We start from the raw sequence: 25678 nt of genomic DNA, 5'->3' as shown, positions 1-25678 counted from the left end.
CATGAATAATGGAAATAATAATACATCTAATAGTAGTCCATTAGCATCCGCTGCTGTCTATACTATATTAGCATTATTATTTGTTATTTTAATTGGATATATTGTTTGAAAAGCGATGAAGAAAAAAATTATTAAGAAAAAAGAACTTAAATTCCAATTGAAAAAAAATAATGAAACTAAAGAACTATTTTATGATTATGTTGTGTCGTTTTATGAAATAATACAATTTGCTAAAAAAGAATTAAGCGAATTTAAACCATCATTAAGTGAAAAAACTATGGGCCAAATTAAAAATGGTGCAGCTAAGTTAACACTTAAATTATTGCAAAGGGAAGATTTTTCAAAATCATTTTTAGAAAATTCTGAATATGATGAATTTGTTAAGCATTCTGAAATGATAGCAGGTATAGGATGTAATTTATGGGAAAATAAGGCTAAAGAATCATTAGATTTTTTTGAAAAACAATATTCACAAATACCTGATTCTGAACATAAAACAACTTATCAAGAATTAGTTAAAAAATCAATAAAAGATCAATATTATAAAGAGGATAAATAATGACAAAATTAGAAAATAAAAAAATGAAAATAATAAGTCCAATTAAAAAAAATGGTTTCGGTGTTGCTAATTGATTGACTGTTGTAAGATTAATATTAATGATTCCATTTATTGCAATTATGTCAATAGTATTTACATTACAATTTAAATATAAATATGATTTTCATTATGAAGGAGCTTTACTAAAAGGTAATCATCCTTTATGAATTTCACTTTTGTATTGAATAAATGTTTCAATATTCATTATTGCTATGATAACTGATTTTGTTGATGGATATTATGCAAGAAAGCACAAAACTGAATCAACTTTTGGGAAAATATTTGATCCTATTGCTGATAAAGTAGCAACCACATTAATGTTAATGTTTTTAGCAATATTAGGATTTAGTTATCTGCCATTATTAGTTTTATTTATAGTTAGAGATATTTTAGTTGACGGTTCAAGAGTGTATGCAATTAGAAAAAATACTACAATTAGCGCTAATATATGAGGCAAAATAAAAACTATTATTGTTTCACTTGCTATTGTTGCTTTAGCATTTAGTGCACCATGATTAATAAATGCTACAAAAGTTATAAAAGATTCTAACGGAAATGAAACAACCATTGCTGATCCTGTAAAACTTTTATATGTTAATTTACCTTTAATAGTAGGTTTAATAATTGCTTGAGTTAGTGGAATAATTTATATGGTTAAATATCTAAAAGGTATCAAAAATGAATTAAGCGAAAAAGAACAAAATGCAACTCAATTATTTGAAACTATAAAAGCGAGTCCTACCGTAGAAATCAATATTGAGGTTGATAAAGATTTAGAACCTAAAAAAGATACTGAAGAAGAAAAAAATAAATCAAATGATGAAATGTTGGAAAAAGAATCTAAAAAAACTTCAGACCAAATTGATTTTTCTAAAACTGAAATATTTGAATAATTAAACATTAATATAATTTATAATATGTAAAACTTAAATATAAAATATAATATAGAAATAAATAATTTATAAGGAGTAAAAATGCCAAGAGAAGGTTTAACTTTAAGATGTGAAACATGCAAAATGGAAAATTATATTACTAAAAAAAATAAAAAACTTCATCCCGATAAAATGGAAGTAACTAAGTATTGTCCAAAATGTAATCAACATACTATGCATAAAGAAAAGAAATAATTTAATAAGGAAAAGATTATGTTAAAAGATGAATTAAATAAATTTTTTACTGAAACAAAAGCAAATGCTTTTATTTCAGAAAGTCCTCAAACTCGTTTATGATTTGCTAATGTTCAAACAAGTGATGGATATTTAATTATTGAACCAAACAAGGCTTATTTATTTGTTGATGGTCGTTATATTGAATATGCAACAAAAAATGCAAAAAATGTTGACATTAAATTGTTAGAAAAAGGCACACTATCTGAATTTTTAAAGAAAAAAAACTATAAATTAGTTGCAGTTGAAAAAGATTATTTGAAATTAGGTACATTTGAATCATTTAAAGAAATGCTTCCAAAAACTGAATTTATTCAAGTTAACGGTCAACAATTTAGAATTAAAAAAGATGCTGAAGAAGTTGCAAAGGTAAAAGAAGCTTGTGAAATTTCACTTCAAGCATATGAAGAAGTTAAAAAACTTTTAAAAGTTGGTATGACTGAACTTGAAGTTTCAAATAAATTAGGTTACATTATGAGACTATTTGGTGCCGAAAAAGAATCATTTGAATCAATAATCGCTTTTGGATCTAACGCAGCGGAACCTCATCACCATCCAACCGATCGTAAATTAGCTGAAGGTGATATTGTAAAAATGGATTTTGGTGCGCAATTTGCAGGTTGAGCTAGCGATATAACAAGAACATTTTTCTTTGGGAAACCAAAAAATCAGGATTTAATTAAAGTATTAGACACAGTTATTGAAGCTCAAAAATTAGGACGTGAAGCTGTAAAACCAGGTATTACTACTAAAGAAATTGATAAGATTTGTCGTGACTATATTGAAAAACAAGGTTATGGTAAATTCTTTACTCATTCGACTGGACATGGTGTTGGAATTGATGTTCATGAACTGCCATATGTAAATTCCGCATGTGATACAATTTTGGAAGAAGGAATGATTATCACTGTTGAACCTGGAATTTATATTGAAAATGTTGGTGGAGCTAGAATTGAAGATACAGTTTTAGTTACAAAAGACGGTTCTCAAGTACTAAGTCGTCCTGAAGATTACAAATAATAATTTATTTATAGAATTAACTAGTATTAAAAATACTAGTTTTTTTATACTAATTATTTATTTAGTAATAATTTTATTTCATCTTTATATGGTGAAATGCCTTCAATATATGGAGTTTCTAAAATGATTGGAATATTATCAAAATCTTTGTCATGGACAATTTTTTTTAAGGTTTCAAGACCAATAAAACCTTTGTCAATATTAGCATGTCGATCTTTATGAGAGTCTAAATCATTTAAAGAATCATTTAAATGTATAACTTTTATTTTGTCAATTATTTTTTTATCAATTAATTCTTTTTTAAATTGTTCATATTTTTTAATATTATATCCAGCGTCTCAAATATGACATGTGTCTAAACATATTGCAATTCTTTTGCTATTAATAGAATTAATAACAAATAATATATCCTCAAAATTTGTGCAAATTTCAGTACCCTTACCTGCCATTGTTTCTAGACATATAATGACATTTTCAGTTTTTGATATAACAAAATTAAGACTTTCTATCAATGTTTTTAGGGCGGTTTCTTTATTATATTTTGTATATGCTCCTGGGTGTAAAACAAGATATTTTATCCCGATATAATTTGCTCTATTTATTTCTTCGATTAGAAAATTAGTAGAAAATTCTTTTTTATCAGGGTTAGCTAAATTAATGATATAGGGAGCATGAACTATAATGTCTTCAGATTTAATAATATTTTTATAGTTTTCTAAATATTCCTTGAATTTATATTCAGATGGTTTAACACGAAAAGAACTTTGCGGAGGTCCTAAGTATATCATTGCTGAATTTGCACCATTTTGAATACTTTCCTCAATGGCACCAATTAAATAATTAGGTTTTTTAAATGAAACATGACTTCCGATTTTAATCATTGCTTTTACTCCTTTTTGTTTAAAAAAATTTTAACATTATTTATTACAAAAAAATTCATATAAATTAAAATTAATATATATTTTATTTATAATAAATAAATAAAACTAAGGAATGAAATGAATAAAATTTTAATAATAAATGCTGGCTCAAGTTCAATAAAATGAACGCTTTTTAGTAATAATTTAGAACAAGAAGCTAAAGGAATTGCACAACGAATAAAAATGAAACAAGGTAGTTTATTATTAAATTTTAATGGTCAAAAATTTGAAGAAAATTTACCATTACCTTCATTTTTAGAAACTGTTAAACAATTAGTGAAACAATGAGAAGAAAAAGAAGTCATTGAAAAATATAGTGACATTAGCAATCTTGCATTTCGAATCGTTAACGGTGGACCACATCTTCAAGAAACATGCTTAGTAACTGAGCAAAATATTAATTTTCTTAAAGAAGCAATTGATTTAGCTCCTGTACATAATCCCGGTGCAATAGAAGCAATTTTAGCATTCAAACAAATTTTTAAAAATGCTAAAATGTCTTTACATTTTGATACATCATTTCATAAAACTTTAGATAAAGTTGCTTATACATATCCAATTAATATTAATTTATGTAATAAATATAACATTAGAAAGTATGGGTTTCATGGCTTAAATCATCATTACATAACTCAAAAAATGCAATCAATTTTAAATAAGAAAAATGTTAATATCATTAGTTTACATATTGGTAATGGTGCAAGTTTATGTGCAATAAAAAATAGTAAATCTATTGATACCTCAATGGGATTTACTCCATTAGCAGGAGTAATGATGGGAACTCGCTCTGGCGATATTGATCCATCAATAATTCCTTATATAATGAAACATGAAAATTTAGCTATATCTGAAGTTATGGAAATTTTAAATGAAAAATCCGGATTATTAGGTATCTCAGATTATTCATCTGATATGCGTGACATTAGGGAAAGAAAACATAATGATGAAAAATGTCAATTTGCTTATGATTTATATATTTCAAAAATTGTTGATTATTTAGTTAAATATATAAACAAGATTGGAAATAATATTGATGCTATCGTATTTACAGCAGGAGTTGCAGAAAATAATTATGATGTTAGAGAATCAATAATATCAGGAATAAACATTGTTAATTTAAAATTAGATCAAAAACTTAACACAGATGATTATTATCAAGATTTTAAATTAATTTCATCTAGTGATAGCGATATGCCAATTTATGTTGTTAAAGCTAATGAAGAAATATACATTGCAAATGAGGTAAAAGAATTATTTAAATAATTCAAAAATAATGCTTAGAATATTTAAACTGTTAAAACCAAAATATAAGTTTCTTTCTTTTTGTACTTCTTTATTAACAATAGTACATGTTTTTGCATTTCTAATTTTACCTAATTTTTTTGGACTCATAATTTCACTTGTTGGAAGAATTAATGATAATTCCCCAATAAAATTTGAAATTTTAAAAATAACTTTTAATTTTGTAAATGTAAAACAAAGTTTAACTTGAATCATTGTTTCATTTATTGTTATATTATTAATTGCCTTAGCATCAGCATTAGGCGCTTCATATTTAGGCAATTTTGTTTCAGCAGCAGGAGCAAGAGATATTAGATTATATTTGTGAGAACATATTGAAAAATTATCACAAAAAGACCTTGAACTATTTACTAATGCAAAAATAATGACGCGTTTTACAATTGATATTCAAAGAATTCAAACAGGAATTATTAGTACTCTTAGAATGTTAATAATTGGTCCTACCAATTTAATTGTTGGATTAATTTTAGGTTTATTAACAAATTTAAAATTATCAATTTCATTTGCAGTAATGGTTCCTTTAATCATAATTACAATTTCAATTGCTGCAATATTATTAAATAAAAAATTTAAACTTGAACAAAAAAATAATGAAGAAATTAATGTTCAAAGTCAAGAAAATGTCTTAGGTATAAAAGTTATTAAATCTTATAATTTAGAATCATTGCAAGAAAATAAATTTGAAAATGCTAATTTAAATCAAATTAATACATCTAAAAAAATATGAAATGGCTTTTCTATAACTTTTAATTTTGTCTTTTTTGCAGCAAATATTGCTTCAGTTTTTATATTAGCAATTGTTGGTTATTCTAACATTGGTATTATTAAAAATATTTCTCAACATGCTCAATTGATCACTGATATAAATATTTTTATTAATTACATATCATTTGTTACATTTGGAATAATTATGACTTCTTTTACAATGTTAAATGTTTATCGTGCAGTAATTTCATCTAAAAAAATATTTGAAATTTTAGATATATCACCTGATATTCCTTTTATAAAATCTAATAAAAAAATAACACATGGTTCTATTGAATTTAAAAATGTTAATTTCAAATACTATTCTAATAGTGAAAAAAATGTATTAGATAACATTTCTTTTAAAATTAATCCAGGTGAAACTTTGGGAATTATTGGCCCAACTGGATCTGGCAAATCAACAATTGCAAAATTAATTAGCCATGATTTTAAAATTGAATCTGGTGAAATATTAATTGATAGTAATAATATTAATGAAATTGATTCAAATTCTTTAAATAATAACATATCTCATGTTTATCAAATTCCATTAATTTTAAGTGGAACAATAAAATCAAATTTATTATTTTCTAATCCTAACGCAAATGAGAAAAATATAATTGAATCAACGAAAATATGTTGTGCTTATGATTATATAAATAAATTTTCTCAAAAATTTGAACATAAAATTGAACAAAAAGGTGTTAATTTATCTGGGGGTCAAAAGCAAAGACTTTCAATTGCTCAAGGAATTATAAGAAATCCTAAAATTTTAATTCTTGATGATTCAACAAGCGCTTTAGACAATAAAACTGAAAAAACTGTAATCCAAAATATTAAAAATAGATTTAAGAAATCACCAATATCTTTAATAATAATATCTCAAAAAATTTCATCAATTATAGATGCTGACAATATAATTGTGATGCATCATGGGCATATTTCAGCATCAGGAACACATGAACAATTAATGAAAAAATCTAATTTATATAAAGAAATAGCATCTACTCAGTTAGGAGATAATAATGCATAATAGTATCGATCCATTATATTCTGCAAAAAAAGTTAAGGATATGTCTCCAACTGAAAAAAAAGAATATAAAGAAAAAACAAGAAAAATCAGAAAAGAAAGTTTTAAGAAACTTATTTGATATATTAATTATAAAAAAATAATATTTGTATCAATAATTATTCTTAATTTTCTATCATCAATTTTTTTGGCAACGTCTACTTTTTTAATTGGTTTTGTTGTTGATTATGCATTAGGATTTAATCAATTAAAAGTTGGGGGAACTTTTAGCAATTCAAAATTTATAATTGGATTAAGCATTATGTTTTTAACATATTTATTTCATCATATTTTTAATTTAATTAATGAATTATTAGCGAATAAAGCATCCTTAATTGCTGCTAAATTAATGCGAAGTGATGCTTATAAAGCATTAATGAAAATGCCGGTTTCATTTTTCGATAAATCAAATAAAGGTGAAATAATGTCAGTATTGTCTAATGATATTGATAATGTTATGTTAGGACTTTCGGGCTCATTACCATTTATATTTAATATTTTTTTCACACTAATAATTTCACTAGGTTTTATGTTTTATTATTCTACATATTTAACATTAATATGTTTAGCATTATTTCCAATTTTATTTCTTTTTGTAGGGATACTTTTAACCAAAGCAGTTCCACAGTGACATAAACAACAAAAAAGGGTCGGAGTAATTAATGGATATATTGAAGAGCATTTAGCTGCTCAACATTTAATCAAAGCATATAATCAAGAAAAAAATATTAATAAAGAATTTAAATCAAAAAATGATCATTTATTTAAATCGTCTTTCAAGGCTTCATTATATACAGGAATAGTTTGACCATATTCTCATGCAGCAACAACATTATTGCAATTTTTAATTTCAATGATTGGTGTTATTTTTGCATTGGGAAAAATTCCTTCAGGTTCAGGGAAAGAAATCACTGTCGGCATACTAACATCATTTAGTATCTATATTAGATTTATGACAATTAAAATTAATAATTTATTTGAAAATATTGGTTCAATTCAAATAGCAATTACCTCTGCAACGAGAATTATTGCAATTTCAAAATTAAAACCTTCAATTAATGAAGAAAAATTAGATTTACTAAATAATGTTGAAGGTCAAATAGAATTTAAAAATGTTAACTTTTCATATACTAACAATCTAAATGATTTACAACTTAAAAATGCATCATTTTTAGCCAAAAAAGGTCAAGTTTTTGCTTTTGTAGGCCCTACTGGAGCAGGTAAAACTACTATAATTAATTTACTAAGCAAATTTTATTTGCCATTAAGTGGAGAAATATTAATTGATGGGTATAAATCAAGCGACATAAATGAAAAATCATGACGTGAAAACATATCAATAGTTTTACAAGATACATTTTTATTTAAAACTTCAATTATGGAAAATTTACGTTATGCTAATCAAAACGCTTCAGATGCTGAAATTAAGGAAGCCGCTAAAATATCACGTGCTGATGAATTTATTACTAATCTTGAAAATGGATATAACGAGATAATTTTAGAAGGTGGGCAAAATCTATCACAAGGGCAAAGACAACTTCTTGCCATTACTAGGGCAATTATTGCCAATAAAAAAATTTTAATTTTAGATGAAGCAACTTCAAATGTTGACACAAGAACAGAAAAAAACATTCAAAATGCAATGCTTTCCTTAATGAAAGGGAAAACTTCCTTTATAATAGCTCATCGTTTATCAACCATAGTTAATGCTGATAGAATTTTAGTAGTTAATAATGGTGAGATTGTAGAACAAGGTAATCATAAAGAACTTTTGGCTAAAAAAGGATTTTATGAAAAACTATACAACTCTTCATTTTCTGAAGATTAATTATGTATTGATATAAAACTAATTTCTTTATAAAAACAAAAATAAACCTGAAGAAAAATTGGACTCATAATTAATATTATGAGTTTTTATCATTTTAAATTAATTTAATAGACATTATCTCTGAATTTAATTAAGAAATTTATAGTATTAAGTTTTTATAGTTTTTAAAATATTATAATTTTAAATATAAGAAAAAAGGTAGGTAAAATAATATGTTTGATATTGAATATAAGCAAGAATTTAATAACATTGAAACTAAAATAAGACAAAATGAAATTAATAAAGTTGAAAGAATAACTAAAAAATCAATTAATACTTATTTAAAATATATAACATTAGAAATATTTAAATATAATCAAAAAGTATTGTATGAAATTAAATCATGAAGAATAGTTTATGATGGATTTAATAACCCATATTTATATGTTGAATTTAATCCATATGGATTAACGATAATTTCACTTATTAATAACGAAAGTGTAATAATAAATCCTTTCATTAATTCAGATAATTTAGAAAAATATAGAAAATCACAAAAATTAAATTTAGATTTTAAAACTTTAAAAGTTAGGAATATTAATGTTAATAATATTAAAACATTTAACTTAAAAAAAGTAAATAAAACTAGTAATACCATTTTAAATGTTCTAAATAAAAAATATTATTCAATTAATGATAATTTAAACAATGTTTATCTAAATAAAGAATATAAAAAATTACGGAATTTTAAAAAAAATAATGAAGAAAATAATATTACTTTATTTAAAAAGAAAAACCCTCCTGATACACATAGGCCTTATAAAAATGGTTATTTGAAAGTTGATAAAGAAATTCCTTATGCTTGGTGATTTAGAAGTGCAATATATGATGAAGAATTTGGGTATACTGATGATATAAGATTGGGTTTTACTAAGGATCCTAAAAAAGTTACGGGGTTATGTCATTATGTAGCATTAGCAATGCTATTACAATATGCAGAATTTTTCTACTCAAATGATGTATTTAGTGATCAACAAATTAAAACATATATATTAAAGAGACAAGAGAAAAGATGATACAAAGATTATCCTGAATGAATTAACAAATATCCAGTGATTCCAGAAATATCAACTGATTTAGTTAAGGATTTGTGGCAAAAATACGGTAAAGGCGCAATAAAAACAACTGGTTTATATTTACGACAAGTTGCTGAGTATTTTATCCATGAATATGGGGATAGGTATGATAAAAAACCTAATGTAACTTTTCATAGAAGATCAGCAGGATGAATCAAGCCATGAAAATGAATAAATGATGGTAAACCATGTATGATATTTGGTCTAACTATTCCCGATCCTGAAACACATGAATATATAAGTCATGCTATTATAGCCTATGGGTATACGGACAATGGTAATAAATTATTATGTCACTACGGATGGGAAGAAAATAGTCAAGTTTTAGTTTCTTCAAGTTTGTCAGGACAATTATTTTTACTTGGAGTTTCAAAAACGGGTAATGATAAAAAACCAAAAGAATATTTCTATCATAATGGTAAATACATATCAGGAGTTGATTTTAATAAATAATGAAAAGATTAATATTTATAGTTTTTGCATTAACTGTTCCTGTTTTTTCTTCATTTAATTTAATATCATGTGTTAATAAAAAAAATTATTGAAAATTAATTGAAAATAATTATGGTGTTTTTTCAATTAAAGAAATAAATACAATTGTTCCTAAAATGAAAAATAACATTTTATTTCATACTGGTAAATTAAGTGATATAAAAGCTAAAAAATATGATGAAAATAAGTATTTATTTACAAAACTTTATAAAGTTAAAAATAAAAAAACTAGTGAATATATTTATGGAATAATGTTAATTCCTATATCTATGTTTGAAAAATATAAAACATTCAATGAAAAATTAAAAAATGAATTATTAAATATTTATTCAATAAAAAATTTAGATAAGGATGAGCAAAAATATAGAAATATATCATATTATGCATGATATGGTAATTTAAAGGAAAAAATGATTCATCATTCCGGAAAAGTTTACTATTATAATAAGGAAGAAAAAACGATATTAGGATTTAAGTTTTCTTTTGATTTATATTTTAACAAAGAAAAAAGCAGTGTTTTTACAATAAAATGATATTATGGAGAAAACACAGAAACAAAAATATTATTAGAATATAAACCAAGTTAATATGTACAAAAAATTATTATGTTATAATTTATGAAAATATACCAAAAGGTTAGCGTGTTGCTAGCCTTTTTATATAAAGGAGTAAATTTTGGAAAAGAATAAAAATGTTGCAAAAATAGAAGCCTTTTTAATTGCTCTAAACAATTTAGCTGCAATTAAAGCAATTGATAAATCAGTTGTTATTGAATATTTTAAACAGTCAATTACTAAACTAATATTAGAAGAATATGATGAAGAAGCTAATATTGAATATGAATTTAATGAAGCTCAACATGTATTTAAAATTATTAATCATTCAAAACAAGTTGTTGAAAATCCTAAAAATGAAATTGAAGAAGAACAACTAAAAAGATGTATTGAAATTCCTTTAAAATTAGCTCAAGAAAGAGATAAAAATATTCAAATTGGTGATGAATTATCAGAAGAAATTGATTTTGATGATTTCACTAAAAAAGATTACGATCGTATTTTAGCTAATTTCAAAACACTTCTAAATCAATATGAAAAGAATTTGATTCTTGAAAAATATAACCAAAAAGTTGGAGATATTGTTAAGGCTAAAATTGTAGCTATTCAAAAAAATGGATTGCTATTTGAATTAATTGATGATCCTAATGTATCAGGATTTATGCCAAATAGTTCAATAAGTAAGAAGTTTTTAAATGAGCTAACACCACTACAAGTTATTGATGTTTGTATTGAAAAGACTTTAGAGGATTCAAAACAAGCTCAATTATTACTTTCAAATGTAGATGATAAAATCATTAAAACTCTATTTGAAAGAGAAATTCCTGAAATAAAAAATGGGTTTATTGAAATTGTTAATATTGCAAGAATCGCCGGAGAAAGAGCTAAGGTTTTAATTAAAAAATCAGAAAAAGCCCCTGAAAACATGGAAGAAGTTGGTTCAATTATAGGTAGAAATGCCGAAAGAATTAATATAATCTCAAATGAATTAAAGGGCGAAAAAATAGATGTTATTCAATATACAGATGATATTAAAGATTTAATCATTAATACATTAAGCCCAGCAAAAGTAATTGATATTATTCAAGATAAAACTAAATCACCAAAAATTGTTTCATTTACTGTTGTTGTTCCGGATGCTCATAACACATTAGCAATTGGTAAAAAAGGACATAATGTTATGCTAGCTTCTGAACTTACTAAGGCAAGATTAGATATAATTAGCCAAAGTCAAGCTGATGCAAGAAATATTAATTATAACTTTGCGAATGGCAATATAACTTTAGATCAAATTGCTCAATTGAATGAAGGTAAAAGGTTACAATCTAATTTCAAAAGACAAGTTCGTCCTAGAAACAATTATCAAAATTCGTTTGATAATCAATTAGATTTAAACGAATTTGCATCAGAAATAGCTGAATTGCGTTCTCAAGTTCAAGCTAATAGTTTTGAAGAACAAATATTAGGAAGCAAAAATTCATTTGATGATGATATAGAAGAAACGCTTAAAAAAGTTAAAGAAGAGTTTAATAGTGATAGTAATCAAGTCAAAGATGATGCAATTTATTCAAGTCATATAACCAAAAAAGATAAAGAAGATTATGACAAAATTGCAAAAACACAAATGAAAGATTTCAAACAAGATGATGATTTATTATCTGATATTGATTTAAGTGATATTAGTGATGAAGATTGAGAATAAAATTATTGAAAGAAAATCAATTGTTGATGGACAAATTTATTCTATATCTAAAATGATTAGGTTTGCTAAATCAAAAGATGGAAAAATAACATTTGACCCTGACAATAAAGCAAAAGGACGCGGTGCATATTGTTTAAACAATATAAGCCAATTAGATATTTTATTTAAACGTAAATTGTTAAATAAATCATTTAAACAAAATATAAGCCAAGAACAATATGAAGAAATTAGAAATGAGGTGAATATATGGATAAAAAACAAAATAAAAGACAATCAAATGTAGGAAATATTAAAAAGCATTTAGCAACAGCTGAAACTAAACTTGTTAATGGAGTTTTTGTTTTTCACGGTCCTTTAACTATATCTGATTTTTCAAAAAAAATTAATGTTAATGCCGCTTCGATTCTTACAATATTTTTCAAAAAAGGTGTAATGAAAAATATTAATTCTTCATTAAATGAAGAAGAAATTGCAGAATTATGTCTTGAATTTAACTTAGATTTTAAAAAAGAAGATGTAGTTGATGCGCAAAACATTTTAGATAAACTTGAAATAATTGATGATCCAAATGATTTAGTATCGCGTCCTCCAATTGTTACTATTATGGGACATGTTGATCATGGTAAAACTACACTAATTGACCAAATTCGAAAGTCAAATGTTTTAGACACCGAATTTGGAGGCATCACACAACATACTGGTGCATATCAAGTTAAATTTAAAGATCGTCGTATTACATTTTTAGATACCCCGGGTCATGAAGCATTTACAGAAATGCGTTCACGTGGAGCAAAAGTTACTGATATCGTAATTATTGTCGTTGCCGCTGATGATGGAGTTAAACCCCAAACTATTGAGGCTATAGACCATGCTAAAGCTGCTAATGTTCCAATTATTGTTTTTGTTAATAAAATAGACAAACCTAATGTTGATCTAGAAAAAGTCAAAAGTCAATTATCTGAACATAATATTGTATGTGAAGAATGAGGCGGAGACATTCAATTTGTTTATGGGTCCGCTATTAAAAACAAAAATATTGATCAATTGCTCGAAGCAATTTTCCTTCAAGCTGATCTCCTAGATTTAAAAGCAAATTTGAATCGTGATCCAATTGGTACGATTATTGAATCTAAACTTGATCGTGGCAAAGGAGTTGTTTCAACTGTTATTGTACAAAATGGAACATTGTACCCGCGTGATTTTATTGTTGCTGGTGGTCAATATGGAAATATTAGAAGTTTAACTACAGTTGAAGGAAAACCACTTGACAAAGCATTTCCTGGTATGCCATGTATTATTACAGGTTTAAATAAAAACCCTTTAGCAGGAGATAAATTTATTGTTTTAAGTGATGAAAAATTTGCTAAAAAAATGGCTGAAGAAAAACAATATCTTGATAAACAAAAAGAATTAAGTGAGAAAAACTCGATTATTGTTAAAGATGGAATTAAAACAATCAACATCATTATTAAAACAGATGTTCAAGGTACTGCTGAAGCGATTAAAAATAGTATTTCCAAAATTAAAAATGACGAAGTAATAATTAATGTAATTAGATCTGGTGCTGGAGAAATTAATAAAGCTGATATTATTTTAGCAGAAGCTTCTAATGCAAGAATTTATGCATTTAATAATGAAGGATTAAATTCAGATGTTAAGAAAATGGCTGAATCTAAAAATGTCAAAATAATTAAACATAATATTATTTATAAAATAATTGAAGAATTATCTTTACTTATTAAAACACTAAAAGAACCAGTATATGAAGAAAAATTAATCGGAGAAGCTATAGTTATTCAATTATTTTATTACTCAAAAGTTGGAACTATTGCTGGATGTAAACAAATGCAAGGTATTTGTAAAGAATTTTCTAAAGTAGAAGTTTACCGGAAAAATAAAATGATCTTTAAAGGAACAATTAATTCCTTAAAAAGAGAAAAAAACGATGTTAAAATAGTAGAAAAAGGCTTTGATTTTGGAACACATATTAAAGACTTTGATAAAATTGAAGTAGATGATGAATTAAAATTTTATGAGGATGTAATTAAAAATGATGAATAGTATAATGCATGGTAGAAAAGCAAGTTTATTGCAAAAACTAATTGGTGAAAGTTTTTATGAATTACAAGATTTTAATGTAACTAATGTTGCGTTAAATGATTTAATCTTATCAAAAGATGGATCATATGCAAAAATATATGTAACTTTTTTTAAAGACAAAGATAGATATTTTGAAAAAATAACAAAGATGACCCCTTTTATTCGTTCAGTTGTTGCTCGTAATTGAAATTATAAAAAATTACCTGAACTTGAATTTATAATTGATACAGTTGAACCTAATGCAAATAGAATTGAAAAAATTCTAAAAGAAATTAAGTAATTAAAATGACTAATAATTTTGATGCCATCGTTATTGGCGGTGGACATGCTGGTATAGAAGCAACTTACGCTTTGGCAAAGCGTAATTTTCATGTTGCATTAATAAGTCTTAATTTAAATCGTTTAGCAATGCTGCCTTGTAATCCATCAATTGGAGGTTCTGCTAAAGGAATAATAACCCGTGAAATTGATGCATTGGGTGGTATGCAAGGATATTTTGCTGATAATGCAATGATTCAAATTAAGATGTTAAATTCTTCAAAGGGCGCAGCTGTTTGATCTTTACGTGCTCAAATTGATAAAGATAAATATTGTAAAATAATTTTAGAGGATATTAAAAAACAAAAAAATATCACTTTAATCGAAGATGAAGTAATTGATTTAATTGTTAAGAATCAAAAATGCCTTGGTGTTAAAACTAAAAATAATGGAAGCTTAACTTCTAAAGTTACTATTATGACTACTGGTGTATATATGAACTCTCGGATTTTAAGAGGGGAAAACATTAAATATGATGGGCCAGATGGTGAAAAAAGAAGTTCAGAATTATCTAATAATCTAAAAAAATATGGTTTTGAAATCATGCGTCTGAAAACCGGAACTCCATGTCGAATTTTTACTGATAGCATTGATTTTTCAAAAGTTGAATGTGAAATTTTAGAACCTAATGAGCTTAATTTTTCATCTTGGTCAGGTAAAAAGCTTGATTCACAAACTTGTTGTTATTTAACACATTCAACTGAAGAAACTAAAAAAATTGTTCAAGAAAATTTGAAAAAAAGTTCATTATACTCGGGATTAATTATTGGAATAGGCCCTAGATATTGCCCAAGTTTTGAAGATAAAATAGCTCGTTTTCCTGATAAAATATCACATCACATCTTTTTTGAACCTGAAACTTCTAAGGGCGATATTATGTATATTAATGGTTTGTCAACTTCTATGCCTGAAGACATTCAAGATATGATGATTAAAACAATTCCTGGCCTTGAAAACGCAAGAGTTCAAAAATATGGATACGCTATTGAATATGATGCAATTAATCCATTAATGCTATATAAAACGTTAGAATCAAAAATTTTAAAAAACTTTTATTCCGCAGGGCAACCTAACGGAACTTCTGGGTATGAAGAAGCTGCTGCTCAAGGATTAGTTGCAGGTATAAATGCAGCAAATAAACTTGACCGAAAGCAAGCTATGGAAATTGCAAGAAATGATGCCTATATTGGCGTTTTGATTGATGATATAGTTACAAAAGGAACAAATGAACCTTATAGGATGTTAACATCACGTGCTGAATATAGATTATTATTGCGTAATGATAATGTTGATGAGCGTTTAAGTAAATATGCATATAAAAATAAAATGATTTCTAGAGAAAAATATGAAAATATAAAAAATAAGTATGAATTCATTCAAAACACTATAAAAAAACTAAAAAATGAATTTGTTTCAGCTACTTCGGAGTTAGGCATTAAATACAATTCTCTGAATGGGATTTCCAAACTTAAACTTCTAGCAAACCCAGAAGTAAAACCAGAAGATGTTTTAGGGGATGAATATCCATACGTTAATGAAATAACAATTCAAGTCAGACTTTTTGGTTATTTGAAGAAACAAGAATCAATGGCTGAAAAAATGAATAAACTTGAAAAATTGAAATTGTCATATGACATTGATTATTCAAAAGTTGATAATTTAGCTATCGAAGCGCGTGAAAAATTAAACAAAATCAAACCAAGTACAATTGGACAAGCTTCACGTATTAGTGGTATAAATCCTGCCGATATTCAAATGTTAATTTATTGATTAAATAATAGGAAGAATTAATGAAATTAAATATTATTGCAATTGGTTCACTTACTAAGGAATACCAAAACATATATGATTCATACTTAAAAAAAATTTCTTTTTTTGCATCAATTAATTTGATACAAATTAAAGAAATAAAAAATCCTAATATTGATTTAAAAATTGAAAAAGAAACTAAATTGATATTGGAAAAAATACCTAAAAATTCTAAAGTTTATTATTTATCTTTATCAGGTAAAAAAGTCAATAGTATTCAATTTTCAAATCTAATAGATGAGGATAATATAACCTTTATAATCGGTGGTTCAAATGGAGTAGATGAAAGATGCTTTATAAATAAAATATCATTTTCTGATTTAACGTTTCCTCATCAATTGTTTAGAGTTATGCTTGTTGAACAAATTTATCGATCTTTTACAATTAAAAATAATATTGAATATCACAAATAAGCCTCTTGACTAATTAATGTTATAAAAATGACTAACTAAAAATTATTCATAATTACAAAATTATGGATTTTTTTATTAAATTTTCCAAAGTTTTCACAAAGTTTTCACAAAGTTTTACCAATTTTCAATTTTTTCATTTTTCTTATATTAGAATGTAGACATAATCACACATTAAAATAAAAAGGAGGAAAAACAAAATGAAATTAAAAAAGACAATAATAATTCTTGAAAATGAAATTGATTTAAAAACGTGATTATCATTAAATAAATCTTATAATTCTTATAATGATGTAAAATTCCATTTAGAACAAGATAAAGAAAATTCGAAAATTAAACATGTGATTTATACATTTAATGAGGATGATAAAATCACTAAAGAAAATAAAGGTAAGTCGATGAAACAAAGTGAATTTCAAGAAACAGTTTTAACAGCAATTAGTAAAATTAATATTGAACTTAATAACTTTAAGACATTTGTGATTGAGCAATTTGCAGAACAAAAGAAGTTTAACGAATTATTTTCTAAGCGCTTAGATTCTATTGAAAATAGATTAACCTCTGTCGAAAACAGATTAGATTCTGTAGAAACAAGACTAACAAGATTAGAATCATTTCATGAAAAAGATATTAAAAACTACTAATCAAGATAATTCAATAATTATAAAAATTTTAGCTTTGTTAAAATATGTTTAAGCATTTTTAAGATTGTTTAATAAGGTTCAAAATTAATAAATCAAAAATTAGTAATAAAAAACTAGTAAATTAATATTACTAGTCTTTAATCATGCTAAATTTATTTAACTATTAATCTTTGTTTGAAATATCTTTATCGTTTTTAGATTCATCATATGAAACATTAAATTTCGATTCACCTTTTGGAGGCATACCGTTGTTAAATGAATTAGTATTTTTTGGGTTCATATCATGGTTATTATTTATTTCATTCATTATTGATGTATTTTCATCAATCTTTTTTCAAGCAATAAATAAAAATATAATAATAACAATGTTAAATAAAACTAATATTACTGATGCAGCAATTCTTATGGTTGCACTAATTAATCCCATTCCTGCCAATTGGAAAAAATTGCCTTGTATTTTTGGTATCAGTTCTAAAAAAACCATTAAAAATGCAATTGAAAACGATGAAAATATATTTAAAATAAAAAATGTTAATATTATTTTTCTTTCTTTTTTAACTTCATCAACATTTTTTAATTTTGCAATTGAAATAATTAATAATATAAAAGTAGTAAGACCTAAACCTCCAGATGGATAACTGAAATTTTTATAATATTTTGGTGCTAACGAAAAAAATAAAGTTGAAGCAATTGAAAAGCATAAACCAATAATAGTTAATATTGCAGTTGCCAATAATATTTTTTTAATATTAATTTTTTGATAATTTTGTTCGGTATTCATATATATCTCCTTTGCTTAGTTTTTGATAATTAGTTAATAAATAATTATAAATAATTAAACAAAATATGTATTTTTTTAGCACTCAAAGTAAAAGAGTGCTAAAATTATATATAAATTGGTAAATTAGGAGGTAAAAATATGGAATTTTCATTCACACCAAACGAATCAAATAAAGATCCACTTAAAGAATATGGAAGAAATTTAACTGATTTAGCAATGCAAAATAAACTAGAACCAGTTATTAATCGTGATGATGAAATTAGATCATTAATAAGAATATTAAGTCGAAAAACTAAAAATAACCCAGTTTTAGTTGGCGAACCTGGAGTTGGTAAAACAGCTATTGTTGAAGGACTTGCGAGAAAAATTGTTGAAAACGAAGTTCCTGAAGACTTAAAAGGCAAAGACATTATCGAACTGGATATGGCTTCTATGATTGCAGGAACACAATTTAGAGGCCAATTTGAGGAAAGAATAAAAGCTGTATTAAAAAAAGTTGAAGTATCTAACGGCAATATAATTTTATTTATTGATGAAATTCATATGATCGTAGGAGCGGGATCTACTAATGAAGGATCAATGGATGCTGCAAATATTTTAAAACCTATGATGGCTAGAGGCCAATTGCATCTAATTGGTGCGACTACATTAGATGAATATCGTGAAAAAATTGAAAAAGATCCAGCTCTTGAACGTAGGATGCAAAAAGTTATGATTGAAGAACCATCAATAGATGACACAATCACTATTTTACGTGGTATCAAAGAAAGATATGAAACATATCATGAAGTTAAGATTGAAGATGAAGCATTAGTTGCTGCAGCAAATTTATCAGCTAGATATATTTCAGATCGATTTTTACCTGATAAAGCTATTGATTTAATTGATGAAGCTGCTGCGAATATTAAAACTGAAATGAATTATTTGCCTGAAGAATTGCAAAAAGTTCAACAAAACATAGCACGTCTTGAAATTGAAAAAGTTGCTTTAAAAAATGAAAAAGAAACTAAGAAAAATCAAGACCGAATTGCTACAATTGATAAAGAATTAAGTGTGTTAAAAGAAAAAGAAAAATTGTTAAAAGCTAATTGAGATGAAGAAAAAGAAGATATTCAAAAACTTTCATCAACAAAGCAAAATATTGAACAATTAAAATCAAAGCTTCCAATATTGCAATCTGAAGGAAAATATGTTGAAGCATCTAAAATTATGTATGTATTAATTCCTGAATTACAAAAAACCTTGAAATTTTATGAAAATAAAATTAATAATAAAAAACATCGTTTAATTAAAGAATTAGTTGATGCCGAAGAAGTTGCTACAATAGTAAGTCGTTGAACAAAAATACCAGTTTCAAAATTACTTGAAGCACAAAAAGAAAAATTAATGAATTTAGAAAAATCTTTATCAAAACGTGTTAAAGGGCAAGATGAAGCAATAAAATTAGTTTCTGAAACAATTAGAAGGGCAAAAGCTAATATTAATGATCCTAATCGTCCAATCGGTTCGTTTTTATTCTTAGGTCCAACTGGTGTTGGTAAAACAGAACTTGCAAAAGCTTTAGCTGAAAATTTATTTGATGATGAAAATAGAATTATTAGACTTGATATGTCTGAATATATGGAAAAACATTCTGTTTCTAAATTAATTGGTTCGCCTCCGGGATACATTGGATACGAAAAAGGTGGACAATTAACTGAAAAAGTTAGACAAAATCCATATTCAATAGTCTTATTTGATGAAATTGAAAAAGCAAACATTGATGTATTAAACTTATTATTGCAAATAATGGATAATGGTGCATTAACTGATTCTAGAGGAAGAATAATTAATTTTAGAAATACAATTATTATTATGACTTCAAATATTGGTGCAACTGATGATGAAACTTTACCTAAAAATGCTCAAGATGAACAAATTAAGGAATTAAAGAAATTATTATTAAATAATCAATTGAAACCTGAATTTGTTAATCGTATTGATGAAGTTATTAAGTTTAACTCATTAGATAAAAAAGTAATTGAACAAATTGTATTATTAGAAATTAATAAATTAAAATTAAGATTGTTTACAAATCAAAACATAACTATAAATGTTGACGATGAAGTTATTTCCTTTATTGCTAAAAATGCTTATGATGAAGCATTTGGAGCAAGACCAATAAGAAGATATATTCAAAATAATCTTGAAAGTAAATTAGCTTCTTTGATTATTGATAATAAAATTAAGTCAAATGATAATATTCCAGTTATTATTGACAAAAATGAAATAAAAATAGTTACTAAAAAAGATGAATTTAATTAATGGAGGTCTAGATATTTATATCTAGCTTTTTATTATTTTTGTCATTACTTAAAAAATCAAATAAAAAATCTCTCTATTAATATAGAGAGATGAATTAAATTTAATATTTAAGAAGCAAATACATCTTCGCCAAATTCGCCAGCATTAGGGAAAGTGTTTTCTTTTGTAAGACCTTTGCCTGATAATGATGATTTAGCAAACGCCTTGTTTCCTACGCTCTTAACTTGGTTTCCATTTTTGATTTGCTCAACATTTTTAATACCATAAAATGCTTCTTCACCAATTGTTGATGGTTTATTATTAAAATCAATTTCTGCATTAGAATTGAATTCAACATTTTTGAATGCTTGTTTTCCAATACTTATTTCATTATTAAATTTTAATGAAGATAATTTAGTGAATTTAACATTTTCAAAAGCATTTTCACTAATTTTAGTTACATATTTAAGATCAATTGTTTCAAGCCCTGAATTTTTGAAAGCTCTATTATTAATTGTTTTAACGTTTTTAAGATCTATTTGCTTTAGTTTCTGAGTATACTCAAATGCTCTTTCATCAATATATCTAAGATCGTTGCTTAATTTTACTTCTTCTAAATTTTTAGCATTTGAAAAGGCTGCAGATTTTATTTCTTTTGTAGATGATAGATCCACTTTTTTTAATAAAACATTATTATAAAATGCTTGGCTATTTATTTTTTCAACTTTTTCTAAATTAATTTTGTTAAGTTGAACACATTCAGAAAAAGCTGCAGGTTGAATATCCTTTATAGTTGTAGGCAATATCACTTCTTCTAATGTTGTACAATTTGAAAATGTTCCATATTCAATACGACTTTGTGTTAATGAAGAAAGATCCACTTTTTTTAGTTGCTTTGCATTTTGAAATGCGATACTTTCAAGTGTTTTTACATTAGAAAGATTAGCTTCTTTTAAGTTTTCAGCTCTTTTAAATGCCTTAGTTCTTATAATTTCGATATTAGATAAATTTATACTTTCTAAACGTAAGCATCCATCAAAACAACTTTCAGGTATTTCTCTTATCGAAGATTTTTCAAAGTCTTCAATTTCTTCTATTCATGAATTTTGGAATGCATTTTTACCAATTTTCTTAAGATTGCCTAAATTAAGTTTTTTAACTCTTACATTAAGCAATGCAAAATTTCCAATTTCTTCAAGACTATCCGTATCAAAAGTGTCAATGGTTTCTTTTGTGCAAGCATTTCTAAATGCTTGATCATCTAATATTCTTAGCTTTTTAGTATTCTTAATTTTTAATCTTGAATTATTCGCAAAAGCATATTTACCAATTTTTTCAACATTATTAAAATCAATTTCTTTTAAATAAGAACAACCAGCAAAACAATTATCTGGAATTTCTGTAATTGCATCATTAAATTTTCCCTCTATAGATGTAGTTGAACAATTATAGAATGATGATATTCCAAGGCTAATAATTCTTTCAAGTTTAATTTTGTGTAAGTTTATATCATTTGCAAAGGCATAATCTCCAATAGATACATCTTTACTAAATTCGACAACATTTTGTAATCCTTTACATTCTCTAAAAGCTTTTGCTTTTATGTTAACTGCATTTTTGAAATTAATATTATCTAATGATTTACATTCTTCAAATGATGAAGTTCCGAAAGTTTCGACCATTTCAAGATTTATATTCTTTAGTTCTTTACATTGATAAAATGCTTGATCACCTATTTCTTTTAAATCAGAGTTTGATAAATTTATAGATTCTAATAATGAACATTGATAAAATGCTTTGTTTCCTATCTTAGATATATTTCCATTTATTCCTTTTATTAAATGGTTGCAATTACTAAATGCACTATCTTCAATTGTTTCAACTTGTTTAAAGTCCAACTCACCAAAAAGTTCTGAGTTAGCAAATGCTTCTTTATCAATTTTTGTAACTTTGTTTAAATCTATTTTTGTTATTGAAGAATTTAGAAATGCTTTTTCACCAATCTCGGTGACATTTTTAAGATTTAAAGTTTTTGAAGCATCAAAGCATTTAGTGTTCATAAATGCTTCATCGCTAATTTTAGTCATTGCTTCATTAAAATCTAAATCTAATGAAGTATCACAAGATACAAAATTTTGTTTACCCAAATCTAAAATATTATTTAGATTAATCTTTGAAAATAAAACATTTTTAAATGTTTCGTTACCTAATGAAGTAAATTTATTGTCAAGTATGATTTGTTTTACACGTATTGTGGTTGAACCTATTGATGGATTTCATATTGATTTATCTAATGAATCAATTGATGAAGTTAATTTTAAGTTAACAAAACGATCAAATTTCTTTTCTTTTCCATAGAAAAATAATTCATGTAAATCAGAACAATTTTGCAATCCTTTACCTATTTCTAAAGTATCAATTTTAGTTACATTAGAAAAAGTTCCATCATCATCTTTGTCACTAGTTGATTTATAAATTTTTTCAATAGTGTCTCCAAATTTTAAGTGTTTAATTGTAGCTTTGTCAAAAGCTTTTCTTTCAATCTCCTTGATACCATTTTCTAATGTTAAAGTATTAACATTAATGTTTGCAAGCGACATTGAAGGAATTTTTTCTATATTTCCTTTAACTGTTAGATTTGAAATCATTGAAAAGTTTGAAATAACTTTACCAATATTTGCTTTTTCTAGTAATTTTCCAATAGACAAAGTATTAAGAATAGATGATTCAGCAAATGCATCATCTGCTATATCATCAATGTTGTCTGGAAAATTAATATTATCAAAAGCACAGTTTGCAAATGCTCTATTTTTTATTGATTTTAAGGTTGGGTTAAATGTTACCTTTTTTAATTGTGAAGCATTAAATGCATCTTCAGAAATAATTTCAGTATTTTTAAGATCAATTTCAGTTATCTTTGAATTTTCAAAAGCATTTTTTCCAATTTCTTTAATTGTTGAAGCAAGATCAATGCTTTTAATGTTAACGTCTTTAAATGCATTATCATCAATTTTTGAAATTGTTTCTAGTATTTTTACATGTTTAATTTCTTTTATTTGTTTTAATTGGTTATGTAATTCATCAACATAAAGTGCTTTTCCGATATTTAATTTTTCAATTGAAAAATCAGGATTAAATAATTCTTTTTTGATTACTTGTTTAATAGCATCATTTAAAGTTAATTCTTTTAGATTTGCATTAGGTAATGTATTAGCTGAAATTTGTTCAACTTTATTTGTGTCTAATGTTTTAATTTTGTCACATTCTTTTAAAGCATTATAAGAAAGTGAAATAACACTATCTTCTAAAGTTAGGTTTTCTTGATTTCATTTAGCTTTTCAAGTAGCTTTAGTATGTTCTTCATTTCCATATTTAATTTTTATATTATCAGGTAAATCTTGTGTTCCAATAATATGTGATTTGTCAGGGATTTGAACTTCTTCTAAAGAAGTCATGTTTTTAAATGCATCTTTTCCAATTAATCCAGTTTCTTTAGTGATTTTTAGAATTTTAGCATGTTTAAAATTACTAAAAACTCCATCTCCTAATTCTTTTACATTAGGAGGTAAGATGATTTCATCAATTTCTGGGCGATTAACAAATCTTTTAACTAAATCTTTTGTTATTGTGCTATTTGTTCTTAAAATTTTGTTAAATTCTGCTTTTCAGTCATATGGTGCAAGTTTATTTTCTTGTCAAAATCTTCTAAGTAAAAGCACTGATGCAGCAACAAATTGTACACCAACAGCAATACCTAAAGAAGAAGCTAACACTTTGATATGTTTAAGTTTTTTTCTTAATATTTTCATATTAATAATTCCTTTTCATATTTACTTATAAATTTATATAATGATCTATTTTCTTAATAAAATAACAACTAACATAATTGCAGATAAAATTGCTAGTGCAATTAAAATTGAAACAGATATTCAAACTTTAGTTTTGAAATTTCTAACTTCAACATATTGTTGATGTTCTTTAATTTCGATATCTTCATTTATTGTTCTTGCTTTAGATATTTCTAAGTTTTTACCTAAATTAGATAAAGTTTTTATATAAAGTTGTGATTTATATTTATCATGAATTAAATTATAAGAAACATCAATTGAATCGAAGTTACGTTCTAATTTAACAATGTCAACTGTATAATTTTTCATTTCTTCAGTTGTAATATCTTCAATAACAATATTTTCGACAGTGGCTTTAGGATTTGCTAATTTAAAAATTACGTCTTTTGCTTTTCTTTCTAAATCAAATTCAATTTGAGCCATAACCATTGTTGAATCAATAACTTTTTTACCATCTTTATTTGTAGCTAAAGGCGAAATTAATTTATTTGTAACTATATATTCAATTGCATTTTTATTTTCAACATTATTAGCAGTTAATGTTTCTATTATTTTTTTAGCTTGTTCAATAGTTGCAAAACCTTTATATGTTCAATTTGCATGAAAATATACTAATGCTTTTCCGGTATAATCTTTTAAACTATCAACAAATTTTTGTAGTGCATTTTTGAAGTCTTTGAATTGTTCAGCATTTTTTGATTCTCCTACTTCATTTAAATAAAATGTTAACGCACCATTGTTATCAGTACGTTCCATAATATAAAATTTTCTTGTTTGTTCTAACATAATATTTTTTCCTTTTAAATAATTAATAATGTTTAATAATTTTTTATATTGTCATTTAAGAAAGACAACATTAAATCTATTGTAAAAATATAATTCTATTTTAAAAAAAAAAAAAAAACAACTATATTGCGAGTCTGTTTCCGTTTATACATTTTTAAACTCTAAAATTAGTATTTTTTTTGATTGTTA

General features: G+C 25.1%; 21 protein-coding genes. 17 read left to right on the top strand and 4 right to left on the bottom strand.

Translation table 4 applies throughout. The annotated features are described in order from the left end of the window. The first annotated feature begins 1 nt into the window (after position 1). The 4 genes from LQ356_RS03415 (at position 2) to LQ356_RS03400 (ending at position 2784) form a co-directional block, all read left to right on the top strand. Positions 2 to 559 carry an MHJ_0274 family protein gene (locus LQ356_RS03415; RefSeq protein WP_405311540.1) on the top strand — a complete coding sequence of 186 codons (558 nt, stop codon included), beginning with the start codon at positions 2 to 4 and terminating at the stop codon, positions 557 to 559. Beyond that, positions 559 to 1491 carry a CDP-diacylglycerol--glycerol-3-phosphate 3-phosphatidyltransferase gene (gene pgsA / locus LQ356_RS03410; protein ID WP_405311539.1) on the top strand — a complete coding sequence of 311 codons (933 nt, stop codon included), beginning with the start codon at positions 559 to 561 and terminating at the stop codon, positions 1489 to 1491. The genes LQ356_RS03415 and pgsA overlap by 1 nt, the downstream gene beginning before the upstream one ends. A gap of 81 nt (positions 1492 to 1572) precedes the next feature. Beyond that, positions 1573 to 1725, top strand: a complete 153-nt coding sequence (gene rpmG, locus LQ356_RS03405; RefSeq protein ID WP_405311537.1) for a 50S ribosomal protein L33 — start codon at positions 1573 to 1575, stop codon at positions 1723 to 1725. A gap of 18 nt (positions 1726 to 1743) precedes the next feature. Beyond that, positions 1744 to 2784 (top strand): M24 family metallopeptidase, encoded by a 1041-nt coding sequence (locus LQ356_RS03400; protein WP_405311536.1) that lies wholly within the window; start codon positions 1744 to 1746, stop codon positions 2782 to 2784. 53 nt (positions 2785 to 2837) lie between these two features. On the opposite strand, the gene LQ356_RS03395 is transcribed toward LQ356_RS03400, so the two are convergent. Next, on the bottom strand, positions 2838 to 3665 hold the full coding sequence (locus tag LQ356_RS03395) for a deoxyribonuclease IV (RefSeq protein WP_405311534.1): 828 nt from the start codon (positions 3663 to 3665) through the stop codon (positions 2838 to 2840). A gap of 117 nt (positions 3666 to 3782) precedes the next feature. Between LQ356_RS03395 and LQ356_RS03390 the strand changes: the two genes are divergently transcribed. From LQ356_RS03390 to LQ356_RS03335, 12 genes are all read left to right on the top strand, one after another. Further along, complete coding sequence (locus LQ356_RS03390; protein WP_405311532.1) at positions 3783 to 4967, top strand: acetate/propionate family kinase; 1185 nt, start codon at positions 3783 to 3785, stop codon at positions 4965 to 4967. Between the two features lie 10 nt (positions 4968 to 4977). Next, positions 4978 to 6783, top strand: a complete 1806-nt coding sequence (locus LQ356_RS03385; protein ID WP_405311530.1) for an ABC transporter ATP-binding protein — start codon at positions 4978 to 4980, stop codon at positions 6781 to 6783. Then, complete coding sequence (locus LQ356_RS03380) at positions 6776 to 8647, top strand: ABC transporter ATP-binding protein (protein WP_405311529.1); 1872 nt, start codon at positions 6776 to 6778, stop codon at positions 8645 to 8647. Before LQ356_RS03385 ends, LQ356_RS03380 begins: the two co-directional genes overlap by 8 nt. A 212-nt stretch (positions 8648 to 8859) precedes the next feature. After that, complete coding sequence (locus tag LQ356_RS03375; RefSeq protein WP_405311527.1) at positions 8860 to 10215, top strand: putative cysteine peptidase; 1356 nt, start codon at positions 8860 to 8862, stop codon at positions 10213 to 10215. Beyond that, entirely contained in the window at positions 10215 to 10841 is a 627-nt protein-coding gene (locus LQ356_RS03370; protein WP_405311525.1) for a hypothetical protein, read from the top strand. Before LQ356_RS03375 ends, LQ356_RS03370 begins: the two co-directional genes overlap by 1 nt. An 88-nt stretch (positions 10842 to 10929) precedes the next feature. Next, on the top strand, positions 10930 to 12510 hold the full coding sequence (locus tag LQ356_RS03365) for a NusA N-terminal domain-containing protein (RefSeq protein WP_405311524.1): 1581 nt from the start codon (positions 10930 to 10932) through the stop codon (positions 12508 to 12510). Further along, complete coding sequence (locus tag LQ356_RS03360; RefSeq protein ID WP_405311523.1) at positions 12494 to 12793, top strand: YlxR family protein; 300 nt, start codon at positions 12494 to 12496, stop codon at positions 12791 to 12793. Before LQ356_RS03365 ends, LQ356_RS03360 begins: the two co-directional genes overlap by 17 nt. Continuing rightward, complete coding sequence (gene infB / locus LQ356_RS03355) at positions 12757 to 14571, top strand: translation initiation factor IF-2 (RefSeq protein ID WP_405311521.1); 1815 nt, start codon at positions 12757 to 12759, stop codon at positions 14569 to 14571. The genes LQ356_RS03360 and infB overlap by 37 nt, the downstream gene beginning before the upstream one ends. Further along, positions 14561 to 14890: a 30S ribosome-binding factor RbfA gene (gene rbfA, locus LQ356_RS03350; RefSeq protein ID WP_405311519.1), complete on the top strand. Its 330-nt coding sequence runs from the start codon at positions 14561 to 14563 to the stop codon at positions 14888 to 14890. Before infB ends, rbfA begins: the two co-directional genes overlap by 11 nt. A gap of 5 nt (positions 14891 to 14895) precedes the next feature. After that, positions 14896 to 16719 carry a tRNA uridine-5-carboxymethylaminomethyl(34) synthesis enzyme MnmG gene (gene mnmG, locus LQ356_RS03345; RefSeq protein ID WP_405311517.1) on the top strand — a complete coding sequence of 608 codons (1824 nt, stop codon included), beginning with the start codon at positions 14896 to 14898 and terminating at the stop codon, positions 16717 to 16719. Further along, positions 16719 to 17150 (top strand): 23S rRNA (pseudouridine(1915)-N(3))-methyltransferase RlmH, encoded by a 432-nt coding sequence (locus LQ356_RS03340; RefSeq protein ID WP_405311515.1) that lies wholly within the window; start codon positions 16719 to 16721, stop codon positions 17148 to 17150. The genes mnmG and LQ356_RS03340 overlap by 1 nt, the downstream gene beginning before the upstream one ends. Positions 17151 to 17347: 197 nt before the next feature. After that, positions 17348 to 17791, top strand: a complete 444-nt coding sequence (locus LQ356_RS03335) for a hypothetical protein (RefSeq protein WP_405311513.1) — start codon at positions 17348 to 17350, stop codon at positions 17789 to 17791. 163 nt (positions 17792 to 17954) lie between these two features. Here LQ356_RS03335 and LQ356_RS03330 read toward each other — a convergent pair whose 3' ends face one another. Next, positions 17955 to 18572: a hypothetical protein gene (locus tag LQ356_RS03330; RefSeq protein WP_405311512.1), complete on the bottom strand. Its 618-nt coding sequence runs from the start codon at positions 18570 to 18572 to the stop codon at positions 17955 to 17957. 138 nt (positions 18573 to 18710) lie between these two features. Between LQ356_RS03330 and LQ356_RS03325 the strand changes: the two genes are divergently transcribed. Next, positions 18711 to 20876: an ATP-dependent Clp protease ATP-binding subunit gene (locus LQ356_RS03325; protein WP_405311511.1), complete on the top strand. Its 2166-nt coding sequence runs from the start codon at positions 18711 to 18713 to the stop codon at positions 20874 to 20876. Positions 20877 to 20983: 107 nt separating this feature from the next. Here LQ356_RS03325 and LQ356_RS03320 read toward each other — a convergent pair whose 3' ends face one another. Further along, on the bottom strand, positions 20984 to 24664 hold the full coding sequence (locus LQ356_RS03320; protein WP_405311509.1) for a leucine-rich repeat protein: 3681 nt from the start codon (positions 24662 to 24664) through the stop codon (positions 20984 to 20986). Positions 24665 to 24709: 45 nt separating this feature from the next. Next, entirely contained in the window at positions 24710 to 25489 is a 780-nt protein-coding gene (locus tag LQ356_RS03315; protein WP_405311507.1) for a hypothetical protein, read from the bottom strand. Between the last annotated feature and the right edge of the window lie 189 nt (positions 25490 to 25678).

Source organism: Metamycoplasma faucium (assembly GCF_045160055.1).
Taxonomy (GTDB): Bacteria; Bacillota_I; Bacilli_A; order Mycoplasmatales; family Metamycoplasmataceae; genus Metamycoplasma; species Metamycoplasma faucium.
Note: the sequence above shows the minus strand (reverse complement) of the source record. Positions and strands in the feature narration are given on the sequence as shown.